We start from the raw sequence: 19,895 nt of genomic DNA, 5'->3' as shown, positions 1-19,895 counted from the left end.
TTTGCGCTGCACTGCCTCCTGAAATCACTAAACCGGATATCTCCGCTCTGTGGGCTGAAAAGCAGTCTCAGATCAAAGCCGGAGAGCTGACAGTTGAGGAGTTTATTAAGGAAAATGATGAGTACGTCCAGGGGTTAATCGACGAGCTGGACAGGAACGGAATTTCGATTTCTTCAAATGCCACGCCCTGCCCGGTTTGTAACAACGGTTTCCTGCGTAAGCGTAAGGGGCAAAATGGCTTTTTCTGGGGATGCTCCTGCTACCCTGAATGCAAGACAACATTCCCGGACAAAGACGGCAAACCGGATATGGAAGCAAAATCCAGATCAGAAGGTTCCATGTCCCGGCTCGAAGCCCCCTGCCCTTCATGCAGTAAAGAAATTATTATCCGGCCTAAAGGCTTTTTCTGTTCCGGGTGCGAGTTTAAAATCTGGTCTGAAGTGTCAGGAAAAAAACTGACACAAAATCAGGTTGAGACATTAATCAAAAAAGGTAAAACCGGAGAGATTAAAGGCTTTACCAGTAATAAAACCGGGAAAAAGTTTGACGCTGCAATTGTTTTGCAGGATAAAACTACGGGTAAACTTGGGTTTCAGTTCAGTAAAAAATAAGGATTAACTCGATGAGTGAAAATGAAACGTTTGACGCAACAAAAAAGCTACTCCTGAATATTCGCTCTGTTCGTGTTTTTGCGCGAGAAACCAGCTTTGAACAACTGCTGGAAATGCAGGAAAAGCTTAACGCCGTGATCGAAGAACGTCGTGAAGAAGCAGAGCGTGAGGCAGCAGAACGCGCAGAGCGCGAAAGAAAGCGCCAGGAACTGCTCCAGTTGATTGCCGGAGAAGGTTTTTCACCGGAAGAACTGCTTGGCCTGTCCGAAGATGCGCAAAAAACACGCAAAAAGACGTTGCCAAAAGCGCCGCCTAAATATCAGTTTGATGAAAACGGCGAAACGAAATACTGGTCTGGTCGTGGCCGGACACCAAAACCAATCGACGAAGCGTTAAAAGCTGGCCGTTCTCTTGATGAGTTTCTCATCAAAAAAGATGCTTCCAGCACTGCTGGTGACGAACAGTAATCTAACAAGCCTCTGACACTGCGTCAGAGGCTTTTTTTTAGCAAAAAGGGCGCGGGGGGTTATGGTGAAGAAATCTTTGGATATCTTCGCGGGGATAAGGGAAGTAGTCTCTGATATCTTTGGTTTCTAACTTACCAGTGCAGTGATACGTCTGAAAATAGATCCACTCTGCTATTGTTTTGTAGATGTGATTTCCCATGTTCGCGCTTTGAGAACCATACTGCATGACTTGTGCATCCAGGTCATTACACATCTCCGGCGGAGTGAGTACATGATATGTCCTGCATAACAGCGGGCGGTAATTGTAGATTGAGCATGTTCCCTTCTCAGACAAAAACGGACATTTTGACTCATGCCCGGTCGTAAGCGGGTTGTCTCTGGCAGTAAGTTTACTTGCTTGTGCAATATGTGTTGCCTCAAGCGCGGTTAAATGAACATCCATTTTACAGCACGAAGAGCACCCCTTTTGACAGGAGGTAAACGTGCTCACAAATTCTTTGTTAAAACGATCCAAAAAGGCGTACATCTGTTTTAACTTGAGGTAAATATTACCGGATTGAGTATTGAGTTTATTTATGAGTGCCTTTAACTCATCGAAATACTTATCAGGTACGGGTTTCAGATTGGTATAGCCGGGTAATGTTTCGCCTGGCTCCAGGTGGATCACTGAGTTAGGTTTGATATCCATTGCTTTTGCTTCCTATATTCTTCTCGCGCTGGTTGTTCATTTGACACTAAAACAAGCGTCATACAATGGCAAGGTGTCAAGCCCAGCAGTAAATCACGCTTGCCAGCAAACCAGTTTCCTGCAGCCGGTTTGGCCGTTGATTTTTGCCAGCAATATTACCCGCTCGATGCCCGCCCTGGGCGTGAAATTGCCAGCAAAAAAGATTGCCGCTATCAAAGGTGTGGTTTATATTATCTGTATCGTACGATACAGATAATGGAGAAGCTTAATAGATGACTGAAAAAATCACTGACGAGGAACTGGCAGATTTGTTGGAGGCGCTCAAAAGAGCACATGGTATGGGCGTTTGTTCAAAGGCGGTTAAGCTGGCACAGCGTTGCGCTGATGTGTTCCCTGCTATTGTTGCAGAGTTACAGGAATATCGGAACGCCGCTAAGCGAACTTCAGCATGACAAGAGCCACGGAACGCGCTTACAGCGAGCTACAACAGGCGTTTGATTTCTATAACCAGCGCCTTTTTGACGGCGAACTCCCTGACTGTCTGATTACGTTCCAGCGCGGCAAGAACACAATGGGCTATTTCAGTTACAGGCGCTTTGTTGCTGCTGACGGCAGCGGCAGGATGATTGATGAAATCGCCCTCAATCCTGAATACTTCCCGGTGTACCCGCTTATTGAAGTCATGCAAACGCTGGTTCATGAGCAGTGCCATATGTGGCAGTACCACTACGGCAACCCGTCGCGTAAGACGTACCACAATGCGCAGTGGGCGGCAAAAATGGAAAGTATCGGACTTATGCCCTCCTCCACCGGGAGACCTGGTGGTGCGAAAGTCGGCCAGAAGATTAATGACTATCCGATCCCTGGTGGCCGCTTCCAGCGCGTCACACTGGAACTGTTCCAGGGGCAATTTGCTTTGAGCTGGTTTGATCGCTTCCCTGTCCAGGTCGAACAACAAAAAGATATGACCGCCGTAATAGAGCAATGGCGCGAAACGCTTGCTCTGGCGCATCAAAATGCTGAGGCCGGGATTGATATAGAAGCGGTGCTTTCTATGGCTCTGCTGCCGTCAGTGTCACCGCAGAACGGGAGCCATTCAGATGATATGGCCGGGAGCAATGACAATGATTTGTCAGTTGCAGCATTTGAGGACAAGCCAAAACGAAATAAAGTTAAATATCAGTGTCGCGGGTGTGGCGCTGCCGTGTGGGGCAAAGCCGGACTGAATATTGAATGCGGCGATTGCGAGCTGGCTTTCATCGAAAATTAATTGCCAGCAAATTTTCCCGGTCACATCTGTTGGCCAGTGTTTTTTGCCAGCAAAGTTTCTTCCCGGGTTCGCGCCGGCAGCGCAAAAATGACAGCAAAAGAGGGGTATCATGGGGCATTACACAATCAGAACGAATGACGACGAAGATCAGGCCATTAAAAAGGCGCAGGAAGCGACCGGACAGGCATCAGCCAGCAAAACCTTTATGACGGCTATCCTTGAGCTTCAGCGTAACAGAGACGAGATGGCGCAGCTACGGCGTGAACTGGCGCAGGAAAAAGCGCGGAGTCAGGAGCTGGTATCATCGGTAAAACAATTCCGTTCCAGCCTGAACAATCTGTTTGATCTGGCTGACAACCCTTAAATAACAAGGAGCGAAACGTGCATACCACAAATGCGATTATCCTGTGCCTGGTGTCATATCCCTGCATCGTTGCATGGGTTATCTATAAAAACAGATTTGTCGATTACTTGTTTTTAACTCTGCTTGCTTGTTTGGGGAGCATTTTTTCAGTCGTATTGTATAAACAGCCCGACTACTCATTGACCATATATCAGGCCGTTGCTGTCGGCTATGCTGCCGTGATCATGCCAACGGTGTTAGTTTTGAGTGTCGTTAATATCTTCATGGGAAAAGCAGAGAGAACGTGCAAATGAATACACTGGCTGCACTGGAAAATACGTTTCGTGATATGAGAAAGCATGGCTGCCAAACAGTCATGGTCACGCAGTCTTTAGCTGATTTTGGCCGCTACAGCTATAAACCGCGCCCTGCATTTCAGGACTGGATCGAACGGCTGAAGACTGGCGAACGTCTGCCGCGAGGCCGTTACTTTGTTGGCAAGAAGCCTGGTGGCCGCCTGGTGCTCATTGATGAATTGGGGGGAACATGGACAGAAAAAGTAACAGTGATTCATACCAACGCTGGATGATAGAGAAGGCTGACAAAAGGGAAAGGACGCAAATCAGTATGTCGTTCGTAAAGATGAAGGACGTACTTTTTAACGTGCTGGCTATCGGTACTGTTTTAGCAGCCCTGGTGGTGATCTTTTATGAAGTGCAAAGCAGCTTATAAATTGATGGCCGTTGACAATGAATGTCATACTACCTGACCGGGCAATGCCGGAAGATTTCTTTCACGGGTGATGGTTTGTGATCCCGGCATTGTTCCGGCGCTCTCTCGTAAATTCTCGCGCCCAATCCCCCTCGCAAAACCTCAGAATTCACGTAACGCACCGCGATTTCGGCAACCATCAACCCTAACGTCCTTATGTTGTTGGGTTTGCCGCAGAACAATTTATTCATTTAAAATAGATTTAAACGAAGCGGGAAACCGCAGACGTAAAAAAACCGACTGGTGAGGTCGGCTTTTTTACGGTTCCGGTGCGAGCTGGTAACTCAGCCCGGAAGGGAAACTCTCTACAACTGACAATAGTATGATAATCCGTGAAGCCTGATTATGCAATATGACGGGCAGTGACTGTGCGTTAACGGTTTGCCTGAACGTTAGATAAACGTATAATCAGAGGGTTAGCTCTGTGGTGAGTCTCTCCCTGCATTCCGCTAAATGCGGCATGAACAGGTTCAAAGTCCTGACAGGTAATACAGGTGGTGCTGGTTATCTGTGCTCTGGCAGGAGTGAGACTCTCTACAACTGACAAGACGAAGAGAAGCCGTGGTGACAGGCAGTGTAAGAGCAAGCCACGGTGTCTTTACTCCATTTATGGAGAAAACGGATGATTAACCTGTTAATCATCGTTCTGAGGGCGGTAGCGGCGCTTGCAAACGCGCTGATTGCCATTCTGGAACTGATCCGCCAGTTCATCGACTAATGAACACGGAAACGTAATTAAGGCCGGAGGAACACCACCTCCGGCCTTTAATAAAAATATAGTTTAGTTACAACATTCACTAGTCTGTACTAACCACCACACACCTGACCTTCTGCGCACAAGTTACCTTTAATCACTCCTAAACAGGCATTTCATGAAACTCCCCTGTTCTTGCATCGGTAACAGGGGTCTGACGCTCAGTGGAACGAAAACTCACGTTAAGCAACGTTTTCTGCCTCTGACGCCTCTTTTAATGGTCTCAGATGTCCTTTGGTCACCAGTTCTGCCAGCGTGAAGGAATAATGGCCGAGCATATTGATATGTCCGTGGCAAAGCGGGGAGAGGCGTGCGATATCTTCATCATTCAGTGTTTCACCCTGCGCCCGGAGATGATCCAGGGCTGCCTGCATATAAATAGTGTTCCATAACACGACGGCGTTAGTGACCAGCCCCAGTGTGCCCAGTTGATCTTCCTGACCGTCGGTATATCGTTTTCTTATCTCACCTTTTTGACCGTGACAGATGGCTCTGGCAACGGCATGGCGACTTTCTCCCCGATTAAGCTGGGTCAGAATGCGCCGGCGGTAATCTTCATCATCAATATAATTAAGCAGATACAGCGTTTTGTTGATGCGCCCCACTTCAATGATTGCCTGAGTCAGTCCGGAAGGACGTTCACTTTTCAGCAATGAACGGACCAGCACTGAAACCTGTACTTTGCCCAGCTTCAGGGAGCCAGCGGTCCGGATCATTTCGTCCCACTGAGGGGTTCTAGGGATTTTCCGTCCAAAAACGACAAAGTGCTCTGGAGGCCCCGCCGTCTGTGGCCTCCAGAGGGGTATTACTTTTTTCGAGATCCCTATTTGGGCTCTGTTTGAGTAAGATTTAGTCTTTTTGGGCTAAATCCATGGCATTCGAAGAACGTGTCCAAATCTTGTCCGAGGCAGAACAAGATGAGTTATATGGACCCCCCGCTTTCACCTCCGCCGACCAACGCTTCTTTTTCTCGCTGAACGATAAGGAACTGGCGATCGCTAAAAGCCTCCGTCATCGGGGCCAGCGTTACATGCTGGTGGTACTGCTGGGCTATTTCAAAGCCAAGCCGGTGGTGCTGAATCCCGGCTTTCATCAGATCAAGCAGGACCTCAAATACGTTTATCAAACCGTTCTACCAGGCCCAGGCTGTAGACCCTTTAATCTCACGCCAAAAGAGAACGAACGGATTTACCAACGTGTTTTCCAGCTCTGCAACTACCAGCGCTGGAATGTCAAAGACCATGGAGCGGCGTTGAGAGATTACTTATCCCAGCAAGCCAGAGCCTGGACAGCGCCTAGGCACCTCTTCGATGCGGCCAATGAATATTGTTCGGGGCAGAAGATCGCAATCCCTGCCTACAGCACGCTGCAAAAGATCATCAGTCAGGTGGTGGGAGACGAACAGGAACACATGGCCGCGCACCTTGAGCGTGCAATGTCACGCGGTCTTAAGCAAGCACTGGCGGAGCTCGTGAACGGCACAGGTCCACTGCCGTTCCGACAGTTGCGACAATCGGCTCGTAACTTCACCGGAACCGAGTTGGAGAAAGAACTGATTGTCTATCGCCATATCCAGCATTGGATGCCGGAAGTGGATCTGCTGTTGAGCACGCTATCACTGTCGCAGAAAAATCTGCAACACCTGGCAGAGAAAGTCGACTACTACGGTGCCAAACTGAAACGTCAAACCGTAGGCAGCCAATGGCTGTATTTATTGTGCTATCTTCAAACGCGATGGCAGCAAGCGCTGGAACGTATTGCCGATGGCTTTGTGCATCATGTCAGACAGACCAAACAGAAGGCAAAGGATTATGCGCAGGAAGCGGTGTTTAAGGATTGGCAAAAAGCAGCTAAAAATGTCAGCAAGGCAGCTGAAGTACTGCACCTGTTCATTGATGACAGCATTGATCTGCAACTACCGTTTGCAACAGTAAGACAGCAAGCACTGAGCCTGCTGACCAAAAGGGATCTGGAATCTGTATGTCTCTTCCTGAACGAGCAGCGACGATCGGTCGATGAAGCCATGTGGCAGTACTGCGACGAGAAAGAAAGTCTGCGGAAAGGTTTGCTGCGAGAGTTGTTCCTATGTCTGCGCTTCGAAGGCTGCGACGGCACCCAGCACTTAGCGGCCGCCTTGGCGAAAACACAAAACGAACTCAACGGCCAGGACGCTCAGTTGCAAACTGCCGACACCAGACTCCTTTCCAAAAAATCACGTGAATTCCTGCTGGATGGTGAAGGGAATATCCTGATCGATCGTTATGAGTGGTTCCTCTATCAACAGATTCCTGATCGCCTGAATGGCCAGCTGACGCTGCCTGATATCACTAAATACCGGGCACTCGACGCCGACCTGATCGACGGGGAACATTGGCGAAAAAACAAATATACGCTGCTTCAACAGAGCCATTTTACAAAATTAGCGGAGGAGCCTGAAAAGCTGATCAAACAGATGGCCATGGAATTGGATACCCGTTTGTACGAAGTCGGCGAATATCTTGAACAGGAAGACAACCGGAATATCATCTTGCGTAATCCGCAGGGTAAACGCTTCTGGCGCCTGCCTTCGGCCAGCAAACATCATCTGGTCAACAATCCCTTCTTCCAGCAAATTCCCACAACGGGGATTGCGGATGTACTGCGCATGGTTGATCGTGACACCGGTTTCATTGACTGCTTCGCTCATGTGCTGGGTTCCCAATCCAGAAGCCGTTCCCATGAATATGACCTGTTGGCAATTCTGGTCGGCAATGCAACCAATCAAGGCATTTACGGCATGGCACAGATCTCTGATCGTACCTATGATCAGCTCAGCACTATCCAGGCGAACTATCTTCGCCTGGAAACATTGAATGCTGCTAACGACAACATCAATAACGCGACAGCCAAGCTACCCATCTTCCGGTACTACAACATCCAGGAAGATGTGATCCACGCCAGTGCCGATGGTCAAAAGTTCGAAGCCCGGCGCGAGACCTTCAAAACCCGTTATTCGTCGAAGTACTTTGGCACTCAAAAAGGTGTTTCTGCCATGACCTTGATCGCCAATCACGCTGCGATCAACGCCAGAGTGATCGGCGCCAACGAACATGAATCGCACTACATCTTTGATTTGTTGATGAGCAATACGTCAGACATCATTCCGGATGTGCTCTCAACCGATACCCATGGGGTGAACCATGTGAACTTCGCGTTACTGGATCTGTTCGGATACCAGTTTGCCCCACGCTATGCCCAGGTTGGCAAAGTGATCAATGACATGTTTGATGTCAAGGAAGACAAAGAACACCGAATTCAGCTGTGCTTAAAAAAGCCAATCAATACCCATCGTATTGCGCAGCACTGGGATACCATCCAACGGATTGCAGTATCACTTAAGCAGCGGAAAACAACGCAAGCCACCTTGGTGAGAAAGCTCTCGGAGTACAAGCGCAATCACCCGCTGCTGGAAGCCCTGACGGAATACAATCGCCTGGTGAAAGCGAATTATCTACTGTGCTACATCGATGATGCCAGTTTAAGAAACTATGTTCAGCGCGCGCTGAACCGGGGAGAGGCCTATCACCAACTGCGTCGGGCCGTGAGCAGCGTCAATGGGGATCAGTTCCGGGGCAGTTCAGACGAAGAAATCCAGCTATGGAATGAGTGCGCTCGCCTGGTCACCAATGCCATCGTTTACTTCAACTCCAGGATACTCAGCCAGCTGTTGACCAGCTTCGAATACCAAGGAGATACCAAGAGAATAGATATCGTCAAACAGGCATCCCCTGTGGCCTGGCACAACATTAACCTCAAGGGGACTTACCACTTCGAATTGAGCGAAAAATTGCCAGATCTGGAGGAGCTTATGCGCTCAATCGAGGGATATTTACCCGTCAGCGAAAAGTAATACCCCTCTGGAGGCCACGGACGGCGCGGCCTCCAGAGCACTTTGTCGTTTTTGGACGGAAAATCCCTAGAACCCCATTATCTAAAAATACTTAATTGTCTTTTAACGTCGCTAAATTTTAAATAAATAAGTGAAGAGTGTTAGTGGAGCCACTGATTTAAAGTTGGCAGAGTAAAACTTGAAGTGCGACATAAACCACCTAATTAATTTAAAGGGTTTATGGAGTATATAAAATTGTCATACCATCATCTTAACTTTGAAGATCGTACTGCATTAATGCTTGAGTCAAGAAAAGAAGGCTTTTCAGCCAGAAAATTTGCTGAACTCATTAAAAGACATCCTAGTACGATCTATCGTGAGCTTAAAAGAAATAGCATCAATGACGTTTATCAAGCTCGATATGCTTCTGATAACACCTTCGCTAGACGTAGACGTGGTCACAGAAAACTCAAAATCGATTCAATCCTCTGGAAATTTATTGTTGAAGCGATCCGTTGTTTATGGTCTCCTCAGCAAATAGCAAAGCGTTTAAAGACATTTCCTGATTTGGATCAAACAATGAATGTAAGCCATACAACGATTTATTCAACGATACGAGCATTACCAAAGGGTGAGTTGAAAAAAGACTTATTATCCTGTCTACGTCATGAAAATAAAAAGCGAAAAGCTAACGGTGAACCTAAAAAAGATTCTATATTACAGGATATTAAAACTATTCATGAGCGCCCAGCCGAAGTTCAAGAAAGAAAAATACCGGGTCATTGGGAAGCTGATTTAATTAAAGGTAAAGACAATAAAAGTTCGATAGCAACACTTATTGAACGAAATACACGGCTCTGTATCTTGGCAACATTACCTGATGCAAAGGCAGAATCAGTGCGCAAGGCTTTAACTGAAGCTCTGAAATATTTACCTGCAGAACTGCGTAAAACGTTGACCTATGACCGTGGACGTGAGATGTCAGAACATAAAATACTCGAAGAAGATTTAGGCATAGATGTATATTTCTGTGACCCACATTCACCCTGGCAAAAAGGCACATGCGAAAATATGAATGGTTTAATTAGGCAATATTTACCTAAAGGGATTGATTTAAATCAGGCAGATCAGCATTATTTAAATCAAGTTGCCATGTCACTGAATACTCGTCCTAGAAAGGCGTTAGATTGGCTTACACCATTAGAGAAATTTGCTCAGCTTGTTGATTATCATATGGCTTTTGAAACTGTCGCACCTCATGTTTGAATTCGCCCCATATTTTTGCTACAGTGAACCAAATTAAGATCATCTATTTACTAGGCCTCGCATTTGCGGGGTTTTTAATGCTGAATAAAAGGAAAACTTGATGGAATTGCCCAATATTATGCACCCGGTCGCGAAGCTGAGCACCGCATTAGCCGCTGCATTGATGCTGAGCGGGTGCATGCCCGGTGAAATCCGCCCGACGATTGGCCAGCAAATGGAAACTGGCGACCAACGGTTTGGCGATCTGGTTTTCCGCCAGCTCGCACCGAATGTCTGGCAGCACACTTCCTATCTCGACATGCCGGGTTTCGGGGCAGTCGCTTCCAACGGTTTGATCGTCAGGGATGGCGGCCGCGTGCTGGTGGTCGATACCGCCTGGACCGATGACCAGACCGCCCAGATCCTCAACTGGATCAAGCAGGAGATCAACCTGCCGGTCGCGCTGGCGGTGGTGACTCACGCGCATCAGGACAAGATGGGCGGTATGGACGCGCTGCATGCGGCGGGGATTGCGACTTATGCCAATGCGTTGTCGAACCAGCTTGCCCCGCAAGAGGGGATGGTTGCGGCGCAACACAGCCTGACTTTCGCCGCCAATGGCTGGGTCGAACCAGCAACCGCGCCCAACTTTGGCCCGCTCAAGGTATTTTACCCCGGCCCCGGCCACACCAGTGACAATATCACCGTTGGGATCGACGGCACCGACATCGCTTTTGGTGGCTGCCTGATCAAGGACAGCAAGGCCAAGTCGCTCGGCAATCTCGGTGATGCCGACACTGAGCACTACGCCGCGTCAGCGCGCGCGTTTGGTGCGGCGTTCCCCAAGGCCAGCATGATCGTGATGAGCCATTCCGCCCCCGATAGCCGCGCCGCAATCACTCATACGGCCCGCATGGCCGACAAGCTGCGCTGAGCCATGGCTGACCACGTCACCCCCAATCTGCCATCGCGCGATTTCGATGTGACAGAGGCGTTTTATGCGAAGCTGGGCTTTGCGACGAGTTGGAAGGATCGCGGCTGGATGATCCTGCAGCGCGGCGGTTTGCAGCTCGAATTCTTCCCCTATCCTGACCTCGACCCAGCTACGAGCTCGTTCGGCTGTTGCCTGCGGTTGGATGATCTCGATGCCATGGTGGCATTGGTGAACGCGGCGGGAGCCGAGGAAAAAAGCACCGGCTGGCCGCGCTTCAAAGCTCCGCAACTGGAGGCGAGCGGCCTGAGGATCGGCTACCTGATCGATCCCGACTGCACGCTGGTGCGGCTGATCCACACTCAAAAAGAACCAGCAAACAGACCCCAGCCCTATAGTGACAACGTCACACTAAAAATTTACAACATAAAGATGATGTAAAGACACACCAAGATTTACACCATAAAGCGCACATAAAGACACAGCAACATTTACCATGTAAAGACACCATAAAGATAAATATATCTTTATTTGTGCTTTACATGGTAAAGCCATTGCATTATAAAGACACTGTAAAGACAAAAGTATCTTTACGAAAAACACACCATGTAAAGACATTCATATCTTTACATGAGCTTTACAACATAAAGAGAGGGATTCTGAAATGGGTAAAATCTTGCTTGTCGTATCAGATAAAGGTGGGGTAGGCAAAAGCACCTACGTGGCTAACACAGGCTCAATGCTGGTCAACAAAGGTAAGTCGGTAATTATCCTGAAGACAGATAAAAACCACGATCTGTTGAGCTGGAACGAAAAGCGGACAGATAACGGCTTACTCACTATCCCGGTTCACGCAGCTTACGGAAACGTCAGCAACGAAATTAAGCGCCTTAGTAAGCTGTGTGAAGTTCTCATTGTCGATTGCCCCGGCCACGACAGCCAGGAGTTCCGTAGCGCCCTGACAGTATCAGATATCGTGGTGACACTGGTTAAGCCGTCCTCTGATTTCGAAAGCGAAACACTGACCAGTGTTACAGAGAAAATCCGCACCGCTCAGAAAGCTAACGCAGCTCTGGAACCGTGGGTGCTGTTCACCAGAATCAACTCAGCGAAACCCCGCCACAGAAAAGCGGCCATTGATCTGGATAAATTACTGCGTTCGGACAACATCTGGATTCAACCTCTGAAAACCCGGATATCCGAGCTGGATGTGTATGAAAGCGCCTGTAATGAAGGGGCAGGGGTACATGACGTTAGCCGGGCATCGAGCCTTTCAACAGCGAAAGCACAGATTGAACTTGTGGCACAGGAAATTGGCATTTTATAGAAATATCAACAATATTCATCGAAATCTTTACATTGTAAATACACCATAAAGATACTATGATATTTACAATTAATGCATACCGTACAAGGGGAAATTTTCATGGCTTTAAAACTAAACCGCCCGAACATCGATGAATCTCAGCAACCAGCAACAAACGCAGAAACCGCGCGTTTTATCTCCGGCGCTACCAGAGCGCCTGTAGCGGGTAAACCAAAGTTGATGAACTTCAGACTGCCAGCGTACTTTGAGGAGATCCTGGAAGCGGAGGCGCAGAGAACAGGCCAGAGCAAGACAACCGTTCTAAAGGCAGCGCTGGCCGCATTCGATAACCTGGACGAGAACCTGAAAAACCACTGGCTGCTTGAATCTGCAAAATTAGGGTAGCGTTATGGCTAAGAAAAAGAGATATGTTGTGATGGTTAGAGATAAACCAAATACAGCGGCAATCAGCGATTATTAGCCTGGTTAGTATGGTTCGCTAACAGGCATAATAAGGCCGTTGCCTATGACTGCGGAGAATGGATTGTCGAACCATCACATTGGTTAAGAATTGGAAATCCAAAATAGAAAGAAACCTAAGGAAAGAAAAATGTTCATATTCAGATATATTAAAACTCTTATTAATATCTACTTGTTATACATCCAACCGATATTGGGGATGTTCCTTATAGGTATAGGCTTATGGGGGTTCTATGCACCTGATGAGGGAACTTGTACTAATCTCAATATTGAGTTATGCGCTGTATCAGCTATTGATGTTCTGAAGCCTGCTATTTTTGTATTTTTAGGCATTATTACCGTTGCCGGATGGTACTTTACCGAACTTCAGCCGAAGCTAAGGGGGGAGGGCAAGTATATGAAGGTAAAAACAGGTGTAAAACCGGAAGATTTCGTTAAGTAAAAACCGAGCCTAAAGACGTTAACCGTGGGGGATTTATGAATAAATCATGGCTTGAACAACAGGTGCAAAATGAAAAATTAAAAAAAGTACAGGAAGAGAAAAAAGATGGCACTATCCAAAAAGGATTGTACAGGGTTCGTATAAAAGACAAATACAGGTGGGATTTGTGGGAAAATGATTTCAGAGTTGTTATTGCTTATTCGAAAGATGATGCAGAGCTAAAATTTACAGAAATGACAGGTTTTAATGAGCATTACTATATAGAAAGCATTGAAAAAATAGTGCTTTCAGATATAGAAAAAATCTTACTGGAAAACTGAAAAGATAGTTATCCAGAGGTTTAGTTAAATAATGGCGTCAGTTTTTCAACCAGTAGCAGATCGCTTAAACCGTCTAAAGAAACAACTTCTATACCAGAATCAACAAGTGAATCAACTCCACATACTTCACCGAAGCCGATAACCATAATCGGCTTTCGGTCTATCAAATCAAAAATCACCAAAGGCAATATTACACTGTTAATCGCTTCAAACTCCTGAAAAAACATTTCAGAGCCGTATTCGCTGGCAGGAAAAAGAATCTCACTTAATCTCAAACCATAAAAAATATGGTAGTGTTCTTTAAGGTTATCCTTTAAAATATTAACAGCCTTAGAATATTTTTCGTTAATAAACTCTTTAACCTGATATTTCATAACTCTCTCCAACAAGAACCGACTGTAGGTCACCGGGCAAACGTTGCGGAATGGCGTCAGAGACGTCATTTTGCGGCGTTTGCCCTATCCTGCATCGCAGTGAAAAGAACTCGCCTCGTGCGCTATGATTAACCGATGATAAAAGGCTGAAAGAAGCACTGCAAGCCGACTGGATAACATTGTTGCTTCACGGCTGATCATCATTGGTTGCCTCAGTGCTAGTGTGCTTTGCATCAGGAACCAGAAGACGATACCACGGCATTTTTTTGTTAAGCAGCTCCATCAGGGGAGTGGCAAACAAACTCAATCCCCACAGCGTTACGATTACTGGAATCGTGAAATTTTGCGGCGTCCAGAACTGGCGCTCAAGGTGGAACCATGTAACAACACAGAGCATTCCACCAATCCAGAAAATAGCTTTACTGAAAGCCCCCAGGACTGCCAGAGAAATAACAGAGACTAAATGCAGTGCGCCAGCCGTAGCAAGACGTAGATAAAACCAGAACCATTTAGCGTGCCGGATAACCGGGTTACCGTTCGTTTCTCGCAATCGTTTTTTACGTTCCCGGATGATTTCTTTTTTCAGCTTACTTCGTTCGGCTCCCTGCGGAAACTCATATATTTTAGCCATGTTTTGCCTCACTTATTCTTTTTTGGTGGAACGACTTTGTCAAACTCCTCTAAAAATGCCATATCATCTTCCGAAAAGGATGAGGATTTTTCATTTATACTAAACTCAAATCTAAGCATGTGAGCCATTCTCCCTTTTTTCCCAACAACAGAGAAAGATAACTGATTTATTTCCGTTTTCTCAATTATCTCATTAATGCTTTTATTGATAACATCACGAACAAAAAATGAGTATTTAGGATACTTATATTTCTTCTCCCCTTCCTCAATAGTATAAAGTCCCATTTCCTCTTTTAAATCATCCACGGATATATCAAAAGATTTTTTTGAACTATTCTGACTGTAATATTTCCTAATGACTTGATAAAGGTTTGTTGAGTTTACACTGTTCAACAACACAACTGATTTCAATACCTGAGTGGTATATCTATTTTCAGAACCAATCAACTTAGAAAAATATCGCTTAGCTGTATTTGTGAATTTTATCCGTACAGTTGCAAGATGATCGTAATAGGCACAGAATTCTGTTAAGTTTAAATCCAAGCGATCAGGTATTTTATTCTTAGATGATAGTATCCCAAGTTCATCAGCCAAATTTTTTAAATCATCTCTGTTTAAAACTAACGTAGTTGAAGAAAGAACTTTAGCTCCCTCTTTCAGAGCTGCATAAGAGGCATATTTATCTAAAGAAGTAGCTTTTGAAAAAAAGTCAGCATCAACCTCCAAAATATCATCATCTAACATTTCCTTTGTATCAATCTGGCAAAGAGCCAGAAAAAGCACTCTTTTTGCTGAAAGGGAAAGGGATGCAAGAGTTACCCCAACTTCATTTCTATGTCTAACTTTCGTTAATCCCGTTACTGTCTTCACGATAAGCCTCATATAACCTTTCCTATGTAGGCAAATCATAACCCCACAAAGGTTGTAATTCAAGACAACAATACAACCTTTAATTAAAAAACCTCTCACCTTTAGATATGAAGATCTGAGGATCTTCATATCTAAAGATAGCAACAACCGCATGTTTCACTTGATGTTCAGTCAAACTGTGGAAACCGTTAAAAATCTTCTCACCTTACGTGAAAAATCCTCTCATCTTTAGTGAAAAATCTAACTACCTTAACTTAAAAATCTTCTCACCTTACGTGAAAAATCCTCTCACCTTACGTGAAAAATCCTCTCACCTTTAGCAATTTTTTTCCATAATTTTCAGGTAATTGAAGCGAGCTAAGTTTTTAAGTTTTTAAGATCAAGAAGAAAATATAAGGCTTTTAATGCACAGCGTCTGTGGATAACTCAGCATAAATCCAGAGGATAGATCCGTCTGGCCTCCCTGAGCACTGCACCACCAAAAATTGAGCAAATATTAACCTTAGCGCGTAAGTGCTCTATTGAAACCCCGTGGAAATTCCGCTTCCTCGCTCACTCGCGGGCTTCGCCCTGTCGTTCGGCTGCGGCGAGCGGTGTAATCTCTCTAAAAGATCCAGACGGGATCCTTTTCCGATCCAATTCTTAAATGCTCTCAAAAGCCCTCAGAGGCGTTTTAACCGCTTTAACCCGGTCATGGTTCAACGGAGCGGGTAAAATGCGCTTAGAACGTCATACAGCTCGTTTTTAACCTGATCCCTAATCAGGGGGTATAACAGAGGCGGCCAAAAAATCCGGCCTTGCTCGTCAGAGTATCTACCGCGCATTATCCCCGAACGGAAACCCGACCATCACAACACTTGCACAGCTTGCAGCAGTAGCCGGGTTACAGTTCACTCTCAGTAAGCCCAACCACTAACCTTTCAGACAAGCCCCTCATACCGGGGGGATTATTTCTTATGCCAGCAAAATTTCACGACCGGCGAGGATGGCCAAGTGTTTTTTGCTGGCAATTTTCGTGCAGCAGCTGGCGCCCGGATTCATTTTTTGCTGTCAGGCATCAATCGGTTTCAGCAACCCGCCCCGTAATTCGCTGCTAACGCATCTCATAACGCGCAGATACAGCGCCCCGCGCCAGTGTTTCACACTGACCCGGCGTACCGTTCGCAAGCTCACGCGCTAACTGCGACAGGCTAAACATCGTCTGATAGTCAGAAATTGGCCTGGCAGGGGTGAGGGGGGTTATCGCTCTCATTCGGGCTTGTTGGTTCGCCAGTCCTGGCGAACGTCTCCGGCGCGATGTTACGACAGCGCATTATGTAACTACAGTTCGCGCCTCTTTCGGAAATCCCTTCATGCGCGGTAAAGCAATATACATCTTTATGTAATCTTTACAATGTAAAGCATTAAAAATGATTCCATAACCATCATTTGATGGTATAATGAATTTGTTGGTTGGGAATGGTTCCCTGCCAGATTCCAGAAGCCCACACGGGCGGGAGCGAAAAATGAATATTCAGGAAGCATTAAACGTTTTTGGTTTATCCGGTGATCTGACTGAAAAGGACATCAAGGCGGCATACAAAAAAGCGGCTTTAAAATATCATCCAGACCGCAATCCATTGGGTGCCGAGCTGATGAAAGCAGTAAATGCTGCGTTTGATTTTCTCATGGCTAACATTGATAAAATCAATCAGTTTCAAAGCACTGATGAAAACGCACGTTACAACTACGGTGAAGATCTGGAAAAAGTTCTGAATACGCTTTCCGGCCTTACAGGGATTGTCTATGAAGTTATTGGTAATTGGGTCTGGATTAGCGGAGAAACTAAAGAACACAAAGACATTTTAAAGGAAATGGGCTGTAAGTGGGCATCTAAGAAAAAACAATGGTTTTACCGTCCTGAAGAACACAAAAGCCGCTGGAACCGTAAAGAACACAGCATTGAAGAAATTCGTGAAATGTATGGTACAGCGGGTAAACGTAAGGCGTCAGGCTGGACACGTGTAGAAGCAAGCGCATAACCGGAATGGGGGCGAAAGCCCCCTAGAACATGGCAAAGATTGATTCGGAGACACGTTGATGAAAAACAAGACCATAACGGAAGCGGAGCTGATAAACATTTTTGAAAGTTACGGAGCCTACATTTGCCCGGATGAGATCGAAGTTACAGCCAAAGAATGCAATGAAAATGGTTCAGTCTTGCACCGTGGCTTAAACGCAGAAGGATGGGCGCATCTTTTTGCGAAGGAAGAAGCATATCAGCAGGAATGCGAAGCCCAGGAAGCTGCAAGTGATGATGGACACTTTGATGAATAGTCTTAAAACTGCCGTAATTCGATTTACGGCTTTTTTATTGAGTTCAAAAGGCTGAATCGATGAAAGAACAGAAAAATTTCTTTGAACGGTATAAACCGGTGTTTGAAATCGTTTGTCGAATCCTGGGGAACGGCTGGCGTGTAAATCTGCTCGATGATTGCCAGTACAGGATTAAGCTAACCTCACCTGATTTTAAAAATTACTCTATACATATTCGAATGGAGAAAGGAAGGTTAGTTATCATTGGAAGCGTAGATAGTCGCAGCTGGAGAAGTCCTTACCATACTTGCACAGTATCGCCAGAGCGTAACCCTGTAGAAATCGCCGCCGATATTGAAAAGAAAATCCTGTCGGATGCTTTAGATAATGTAGATATGGCGCGAGAGTATGAACAACAGTTACAGCAAAAACGCGAGAAAAAACTGATCCTGAAAGGAATGCTATCTCGTTTAGTGCATCTTGAAAGCTGGCATGGGACATTGACCGGGTTTAAAGTTGAGAATGGGTTAGATGGTAACGTATCAGAACGGGGCGACGGATATGAAATGGTAATTCGTGGCCTGAGTGTAGATCAGCTCATAAAGGTAGCGGGGTTTATTAAACAGCTATGAGGCAAAAAATGAATGAAGTCCTGAGCGACAGGAAAAACAAAGGTAATGTAACATACAGGATTGTTGTGTCTGAAGATGCAACACGTTTGTTTATTGAACTTGAAAAACTGATGAAGGTACGCTCTAAAGAAGCGGATAAAAAAACAACTAAAAAGATTGTTTTCCAAAAATCATTTTATTACGAAGAATTCTCGAACGTTAAAGATGAAATTGATGATCCAATTTTATTGAAATTCTATACAGATACTATTGTGAAGGTACAAAATCATGAGTTTTAAGCCAACACCTGAAGAGGTGAAACAAGCACGTATTAAAGCTGGCTTTACGCAGCAGGAAGCCGCTGAACGGTTTGGTTTTACGTTATCAGCCTGGCAAGCCAAAGAAACATCCGGTAAAACGTCTCGTGGTTTAGCCGCTGGTACGTATGAATTACTTTTGCTCCTGGCTGATGAACATCCAGATTACCAGCTCGTTAAGAGAGAAAAAAATCAGGATAAAGTGACTAAATAAATTGCATTACCATCATATGATGGTATAATTTATTTGTAGGTCGGGAATAGTTCCTTACCATGATCCAGTAGCCCAAACGGGCGGGAGACTAAAATGAACACGTATGTTATCACTTTCCAGGCTTTAAACACTAAGAAAGAAAAAATCACCTGCTCTGCTTTTGTCCATTCAGAAACTCTCTTCCTTGCCGTTCATTCTTTCGAAGATAAAAATCGCGGTCGTGGTTATGTTATCACGTCTGTTAGTGAATTGTTGTCCGAGGAACTGACGGCGAAAAATTCCCTCAAGAAAAATATTAACTTTTGGTTTAATGAGTGTGGTTTAAGTAAATCTGAGGTTATAAACGAAGTAATTAACTGGAAGAATTTCGCATATACCCTTAAAGAACTGGAGGAAGCCAAAAATGAAGCGATAAGAGAACTGCGGAGTTAATCAATTAGGGGTGGTATCAGGTTGTGGAGGCAACCTGATACCGTGACACTCAATTCCCTCGCGAGGAATATAAAATGTCGGAACGCATGTTATCAGCAATACAGACTGTTGAAAAGGGTGGGCGTCCGGTTTTTCCCTTGATGCCATTCTCTGCTTTTCCTGAGTACATGGCATTACTCAGAAAAGCCCTGGAAAAGAAAGAAACAAAAGCACTGATAGAAAAACAGGAGGTGCTATGAAAAAACAGGAGTTTTTAGATTTTATCAGTGCAGAACAGAGGCGGGGAGCTGTCCGGTTTTCGCTGGGATTTAACAGCAAAGGGGAAATTGTATTGCACTGGACTAACGAGGCCGGGTTAAGAGTCTGGAGTATACTAAGCGGTAACAGGGGAAAAAGTCCCAGCCGGGCAAACCGGGAAAGAATGAGTAACCTCCGCCGCTGGCTCCATGATGCCCGGCAGGGCATGGAAGGCGACACACCAGAGGCAGAATAAAATTCCCGTTCCTGAATCGCCGAAGCCCTCCCGTTTACGGGAGGTGCTTTTTTTGTATATTCCGTAAAACAGCGCTCGCGCCCCCTGCCAGGCCATTCGCGTAGCGAATTTATTTCCGCCCAAGTTAGCCGCGAATCCGTTGTCTCCGGTCGCAGACGCACCA

At 45.8% G+C, this 19,895-nt stretch carries 27 protein-coding genes and 2 pseudogenes; 24 read left to right on the top strand and 5 right to left on the bottom strand.

Annotation, left to right across the window (positions count from 1 at the left end; translation table 11 throughout):
* Both ACQG0T_RS24000 and ACQG0T_RS23995 read left to right on the top strand, forming a co-directional pair.
* Positions 1–611 (top strand): topoisomerase C-terminal repeat-containing protein (locus tag ACQG0T_RS24000; protein WP_426723887.1); only part of this gene is annotated, 611 nt, incomplete at its 5' end.
* An 11-nt stretch (positions 612–622) separates the two neighbouring features.
* Complete coding sequence (locus ACQG0T_RS23995) at positions 623–1,078, top strand: H-NS family nucleoid-associated regulatory protein (RefSeq protein WP_001293458.1); 456 nt, start codon at positions 623–625, stop codon at positions 1,076–1,078.
* A gap of 37 nt (positions 1,079–1,115) precedes the next feature.
* On the opposite strand, the gene ACQG0T_RS23990 is transcribed toward ACQG0T_RS23995, so the two are convergent.
* Positions 1,116–1,766 carry a YkgJ family cysteine cluster protein gene (locus ACQG0T_RS23990; protein ID WP_000351937.1) on the bottom strand — a complete coding sequence of 217 codons (651 nt, stop codon included), beginning with the start codon at positions 1,764–1,766 and terminating at the stop codon, positions 1,116–1,118.
* Between the two features lie 272 nt (positions 1,767–2,038).
* Between ACQG0T_RS23990 and ACQG0T_RS23985 the strand changes: the two genes are divergently transcribed.
* The 5 genes from ACQG0T_RS23985 to dqlB all read left to right on the top strand — a co-directional run bounded on the left by ACQG0T_RS23985 (position 2,039) and on the right by dqlB (position 4,868).
* Positions 2,039–2,218 (top strand): hypothetical protein, encoded by a 180-nt coding sequence (locus ACQG0T_RS23985; protein WP_000136657.1) that lies wholly within the window; start codon positions 2,039–2,041, stop codon positions 2,216–2,218.
* The gene (locus tag ACQG0T_RS23980) at positions 2,215–3,036 is read left to right on the top strand and encodes a SprT-like domain-containing protein (protein ID WP_000196235.1); all 822 of its coding nucleotides are present in this window, start codon (positions 2,215–2,217) and stop codon (positions 3,034–3,036) included. Before ACQG0T_RS23985 ends, ACQG0T_RS23980 begins: the two co-directional genes overlap by 4 nt.
* Positions 3,037–3,145: 109 nt before the next feature.
* The gene (locus ACQG0T_RS23975; RefSeq protein ID WP_000510385.1) at positions 3,146–3,400 is read left to right on the top strand and encodes a hypothetical protein; all 255 of its coding nucleotides are present in this window, start codon (positions 3,146–3,148) and stop codon (positions 3,398–3,400) included.
* A 289-nt stretch (positions 3,401–3,689) separates the two neighbouring features.
* Positions 3,690–3,968, top strand: a complete 279-nt coding sequence (locus ACQG0T_RS23970; protein ID WP_001093608.1) for a hypothetical protein — start codon at positions 3,690–3,692, stop codon at positions 3,966–3,968.
* Positions 3,969–4,772: 804 nt separating this feature from the next.
* Complete coding sequence (dqlB, locus tag ACQG0T_RS23965) at positions 4,773–4,868, top strand: DinQ-like type I toxin DqlB (protein ID WP_000609145.1); 96 nt, start codon at positions 4,773–4,775, stop codon at positions 4,866–4,868.
* 251 nt (positions 4,869–5,119) lie between these two features.
* Here the strand turns inward: dqlB and ACQG0T_RS23960 are convergent.
* Positions 5,120–5,632, bottom strand: a pseudogene (locus ACQG0T_RS23960) (Tn3 family transposase); the annotation flags it as partial.
* Positions 5,633–5,775: 143 nt separating this feature from the next.
* On the opposite strand from ACQG0T_RS23960, the gene ACQG0T_RS23955 reads away from it, so the two are divergent.
* From ACQG0T_RS23955 to ACQG0T_RS23920, 8 genes are all read left to right on the top strand, one after another.
* Positions 5,776–8,793 (top strand): Tn3-like element IS3000 family transposase, encoded by a 3,018-nt coding sequence (locus tag ACQG0T_RS23955; RefSeq protein WP_004199413.1) that lies wholly within the window; start codon positions 5,776–5,778, stop codon positions 8,791–8,793.
* Between the two features lie 219 nt (positions 8,794–9,012).
* On the top strand, positions 9,013–10,038 hold the full coding sequence (locus tag ACQG0T_RS23950; RefSeq protein WP_004994718.1) for an IS30-like element ISAba125 family transposase: 1,026 nt from the start codon (positions 9,013–9,015) through the stop codon (positions 10,036–10,038).
* A 100-nt stretch (positions 10,039–10,138) separates the two neighbouring features.
* Positions 10,139–10,951 (top strand): subclass B1 metallo-beta-lactamase NDM-1, encoded by an 813-nt coding sequence (locus ACQG0T_RS23945; RefSeq protein WP_004201164.1) that lies wholly within the window; start codon positions 10,139–10,141, stop codon positions 10,949–10,951.
* A 3-nt stretch (positions 10,952–10,954) separates the two neighbouring features.
* Positions 10,955–11,389 (top strand): bleomycin binding protein Ble-MBL, encoded by a 435-nt coding sequence (ble, locus tag ACQG0T_RS23940; protein ID WP_369702380.1) that lies wholly within the window; start codon positions 10,955–10,957, stop codon positions 11,387–11,389.
* A gap of 223 nt (positions 11,390–11,612) precedes the next feature.
* On the top strand, positions 11,613–12,275 hold the full coding sequence (locus ACQG0T_RS23935) for a division plane positioning ATPase MipZ (RefSeq protein ID WP_000516402.1): 663 nt from the start codon (positions 11,613–11,615) through the stop codon (positions 12,273–12,275).
* A gap of 99 nt (positions 12,276–12,374) precedes the next feature.
* Positions 12,375–12,659 (top strand): hypothetical protein, encoded by a 285-nt coding sequence (locus tag ACQG0T_RS23930; RefSeq protein ID WP_001185481.1) that lies wholly within the window; start codon positions 12,375–12,377, stop codon positions 12,657–12,659.
* A gap of 205 nt (positions 12,660–12,864) precedes the next feature.
* On the top strand, positions 12,865–13,176 hold the full coding sequence (locus ACQG0T_RS23925; RefSeq protein WP_000469598.1) for a hypothetical protein: 312 nt from the start codon (positions 12,865–12,867) through the stop codon (positions 13,174–13,176).
* A gap of 35 nt (positions 13,177–13,211) precedes the next feature.
* Positions 13,212–13,496 carry a hypothetical protein gene (locus ACQG0T_RS23920; RefSeq protein WP_001043731.1) on the top strand — a complete coding sequence of 95 codons (285 nt, stop codon included), beginning with the start codon at positions 13,212–13,214 and terminating at the stop codon, positions 13,494–13,496.
* A 20-nt stretch (positions 13,497–13,516) separates the two neighbouring features.
* On the opposite strand, the gene ddp1 is transcribed toward ACQG0T_RS23920, so the two are convergent.
* The 3 genes from ddp1 to ACQG0T_RS23905 all read right to left on the bottom strand — a co-directional run bounded on the left by ddp1 (position 13,517) and on the right by ACQG0T_RS23905 (position 15,523).
* Positions 13,517–13,870 carry a DNA distortion polypeptide 3 gene (gene ddp1, locus ACQG0T_RS23915; RefSeq protein ID WP_000877224.1) on the bottom strand — a complete coding sequence of 118 codons (354 nt, stop codon included), beginning with the start codon at positions 13,868–13,870 and terminating at the stop codon, positions 13,517–13,519.
* Between the two features lie 187 nt (positions 13,871–14,057).
* Entirely contained in the window at positions 14,058–14,501 is a 444-nt protein-coding gene (locus tag ACQG0T_RS23910; RefSeq protein WP_001074369.1) for a hypothetical protein, read from the bottom strand.
* Positions 14,502–14,509: 8 nt separating this feature from the next.
* The gene (locus tag ACQG0T_RS23905) at positions 14,510–15,523 is read right to left on the bottom strand and encodes a replication initiation protein (protein ID WP_001348704.1); all 1,014 of its coding nucleotides are present in this window, start codon (positions 15,521–15,523) and stop codon (positions 14,510–14,512) included.
* Positions 15,524–16,133: 610 nt separating this feature from the next.
* Between ACQG0T_RS23905 and ACQG0T_RS23900 the strand changes: the two are divergent.
* The 9 genes and pseudogenes from ACQG0T_RS23900 to ACQG0T_RS23860 form a co-directional block, all read left to right on the top strand.
* A pseudogene (locus ACQG0T_RS23900) lies at positions 16,134–16,286 on the top strand (DNA-binding protein); the annotation flags it as partial.
* Positions 16,287–16,875: 589 nt separating this feature from the next.
* Positions 16,876–17,391: a DnaJ domain-containing protein gene (locus tag ACQG0T_RS23895; protein ID WP_001025390.1), complete on the top strand. Its 516-nt coding sequence runs from the start codon at positions 16,876–16,878 to the stop codon at positions 17,389–17,391.
* A 58-nt stretch (positions 17,392–17,449) separates the two neighbouring features.
* On the top strand, positions 17,450–17,686 hold the full coding sequence (locus ACQG0T_RS23890; RefSeq protein ID WP_000792381.1) for a hypothetical protein: 237 nt from the start codon (positions 17,450–17,452) through the stop codon (positions 17,684–17,686).
* A gap of 59 nt (positions 17,687–17,745) precedes the next feature.
* Positions 17,746–18,297, top strand: a complete 552-nt coding sequence (locus ACQG0T_RS23885) for a hypothetical protein (RefSeq protein WP_000662998.1) — start codon at positions 17,746–17,748, stop codon at positions 18,295–18,297.
* 8 nt (positions 18,298–18,305) lie between these two features.
* Positions 18,306–18,575, top strand: a complete 270-nt coding sequence (locus ACQG0T_RS23880) for a hypothetical protein (RefSeq protein WP_001006717.1) — start codon at positions 18,306–18,308, stop codon at positions 18,573–18,575.
* Complete coding sequence (locus ACQG0T_RS23875; protein WP_000008707.1) at positions 18,565–18,807, top strand: hypothetical protein; 243 nt, start codon at positions 18,565–18,567, stop codon at positions 18,805–18,807. The genes ACQG0T_RS23880 and ACQG0T_RS23875 overlap by 11 nt, the downstream gene beginning before the upstream one ends.
* 93 nt (positions 18,808–18,900) lie before the next feature.
* Positions 18,901–19,239, top strand: coding sequence for a hypothetical protein (locus ACQG0T_RS23870; protein WP_001099725.1), 339 nt, complete (start codon positions 18,901–18,903; stop codon positions 19,237–19,239).
* 74 nt (positions 19,240–19,313) lie between these two features.
* Complete coding sequence (locus ACQG0T_RS23865; protein WP_000004083.1) at positions 19,314–19,478, top strand: hypothetical protein; 165 nt, start codon at positions 19,314–19,316, stop codon at positions 19,476–19,478.
* A complete protein-coding gene (locus ACQG0T_RS23860) occupies positions 19,475–19,732 on the top strand; it encodes a hypothetical protein (RefSeq protein ID WP_004199355.1) in 258 nt (85 codons plus the stop codon). Before ACQG0T_RS23865 ends, ACQG0T_RS23860 begins: the two co-directional genes overlap by 4 nt.
* Positions 19,733–19,895 lie beyond the last annotated feature (163 nt).

Origin of the sequence: Enterobacter cloacae complex sp. 302F9, from assembly GCF_050030335.1 — a bacterium.
GTDB lineage: Bacteria > Pseudomonadota > Gammaproteobacteria > Enterobacterales > Enterobacteriaceae > Enterobacter > Enterobacter hormaechei_C.
This window is presented reverse-complemented; position numbering and strand designations above follow the sequence as displayed.

Coding starts and splice junctions, on each gene's coding strand:
- ACQG0T_RS23995 (WP_001293458.1), top strand. CDS start 623: ATGAGTGAAAATGAAACGTTTGACGCAACAAAAAAGCTACTCCTGAAT.
- ACQG0T_RS23990 (WP_000351937.1), bottom strand. CDS start 1,766: ATGGATATCAAACCTAACTCAGTGATCCACCTGGAGCCAGGCGAAACA.
- ACQG0T_RS23985 (WP_000136657.1), top strand. CDS start 2,039: ATGACTGAAAAAATCACTGACGAGGAACTGGCAGATTTGTTGGAGGCG.
- ACQG0T_RS23980 (WP_000196235.1), top strand. CDS start 2,215: ATGACAAGAGCCACGGAACGCGCTTACAGCGAGCTACAACAGGCGTTT.
- ACQG0T_RS23975 (WP_000510385.1), top strand. CDS start 3,146: ATGGGGCATTACACAATCAGAACGAATGACGACGAAGATCAGGCCATT.
- ACQG0T_RS23970 (WP_001093608.1), top strand. CDS start 3,690: ATGAATACACTGGCTGCACTGGAAAATACGTTTCGTGATATGAGAAAG.
- dqlB (WP_000609145.1), top strand. CDS start 4,773: ATGATTAACCTGTTAATCATCGTTCTGAGGGCGGTAGCGGCGCTTGCA.
- ACQG0T_RS23955 (WP_004199413.1), top strand. CDS start 5,776: ATGGCATTCGAAGAACGTGTCCAAATCTTGTCCGAGGCAGAACAAGAT.
- ACQG0T_RS23950 (WP_004994718.1), top strand. CDS start 9,013: ATGGAGTATATAAAATTGTCATACCATCATCTTAACTTTGAAGATCGT.
- ACQG0T_RS23945 (WP_004201164.1), top strand. CDS start 10,139: ATGGAATTGCCCAATATTATGCACCCGGTCGCGAAGCTGAGCACCGCA.
- ble (WP_369702380.1), top strand. CDS start 10,955: ATGGCTGACCACGTCACCCCCAATCTGCCATCGCGCGATTTCGATGTG.
- ACQG0T_RS23935 (WP_000516402.1), top strand. CDS start 11,613: ATGGGTAAAATCTTGCTTGTCGTATCAGATAAAGGTGGGGTAGGCAAA.
- ACQG0T_RS23930 (WP_001185481.1), top strand. CDS start 12,375: ATGGCTTTAAAACTAAACCGCCCGAACATCGATGAATCTCAGCAACCA.
- ACQG0T_RS23925 (WP_000469598.1), top strand. CDS start 12,865: ATGTTCATATTCAGATATATTAAAACTCTTATTAATATCTACTTGTTA.
- ACQG0T_RS23920 (WP_001043731.1), top strand. CDS start 13,212: ATGAATAAATCATGGCTTGAACAACAGGTGCAAAATGAAAAATTAAAA.
- ddp1 (WP_000877224.1), bottom strand. CDS start 13,870: ATGAAATATCAGGTTAAAGAGTTTATTAACGAAAAATATTCTAAGGCT.
- ACQG0T_RS23910 (WP_001074369.1), bottom strand. CDS start 14,501: ATGGCTAAAATATATGAGTTTCCGCAGGGAGCCGAACGAAGTAAGCTG.
- ACQG0T_RS23905 (WP_001348704.1), bottom strand. CDS start 15,523: ATGCGGTTGTTGCTATCTTTAGATATGAAGATCCTCAGATCTTCATAT.
- ACQG0T_RS23895 (WP_001025390.1), top strand. CDS start 16,876: ATGAATATTCAGGAAGCATTAAACGTTTTTGGTTTATCCGGTGATCTG.
- ACQG0T_RS23890 (WP_000792381.1), top strand. CDS start 17,450: ATGAAAAACAAGACCATAACGGAAGCGGAGCTGATAAACATTTTTGAA.
- ACQG0T_RS23885 (WP_000662998.1), top strand. CDS start 17,746: ATGAAAGAACAGAAAAATTTCTTTGAACGGTATAAACCGGTGTTTGAA.
- ACQG0T_RS23880 (WP_001006717.1), top strand. CDS start 18,306: ATGAATGAAGTCCTGAGCGACAGGAAAAACAAAGGTAATGTAACATAC.
- ACQG0T_RS23875 (WP_000008707.1), top strand. CDS start 18,565: ATGAGTTTTAAGCCAACACCTGAAGAGGTGAAACAAGCACGTATTAAA.
- ACQG0T_RS23870 (WP_001099725.1), top strand. CDS start 18,901: ATGAACACGTATGTTATCACTTTCCAGGCTTTAAACACTAAGAAAGAA.
- ACQG0T_RS23865 (WP_000004083.1), top strand. CDS start 19,314: ATGTCGGAACGCATGTTATCAGCAATACAGACTGTTGAAAAGGGTGGG.
- ACQG0T_RS23860 (WP_004199355.1), top strand. CDS start 19,475: ATGAAAAAACAGGAGTTTTTAGATTTTATCAGTGCAGAACAGAGGCGG.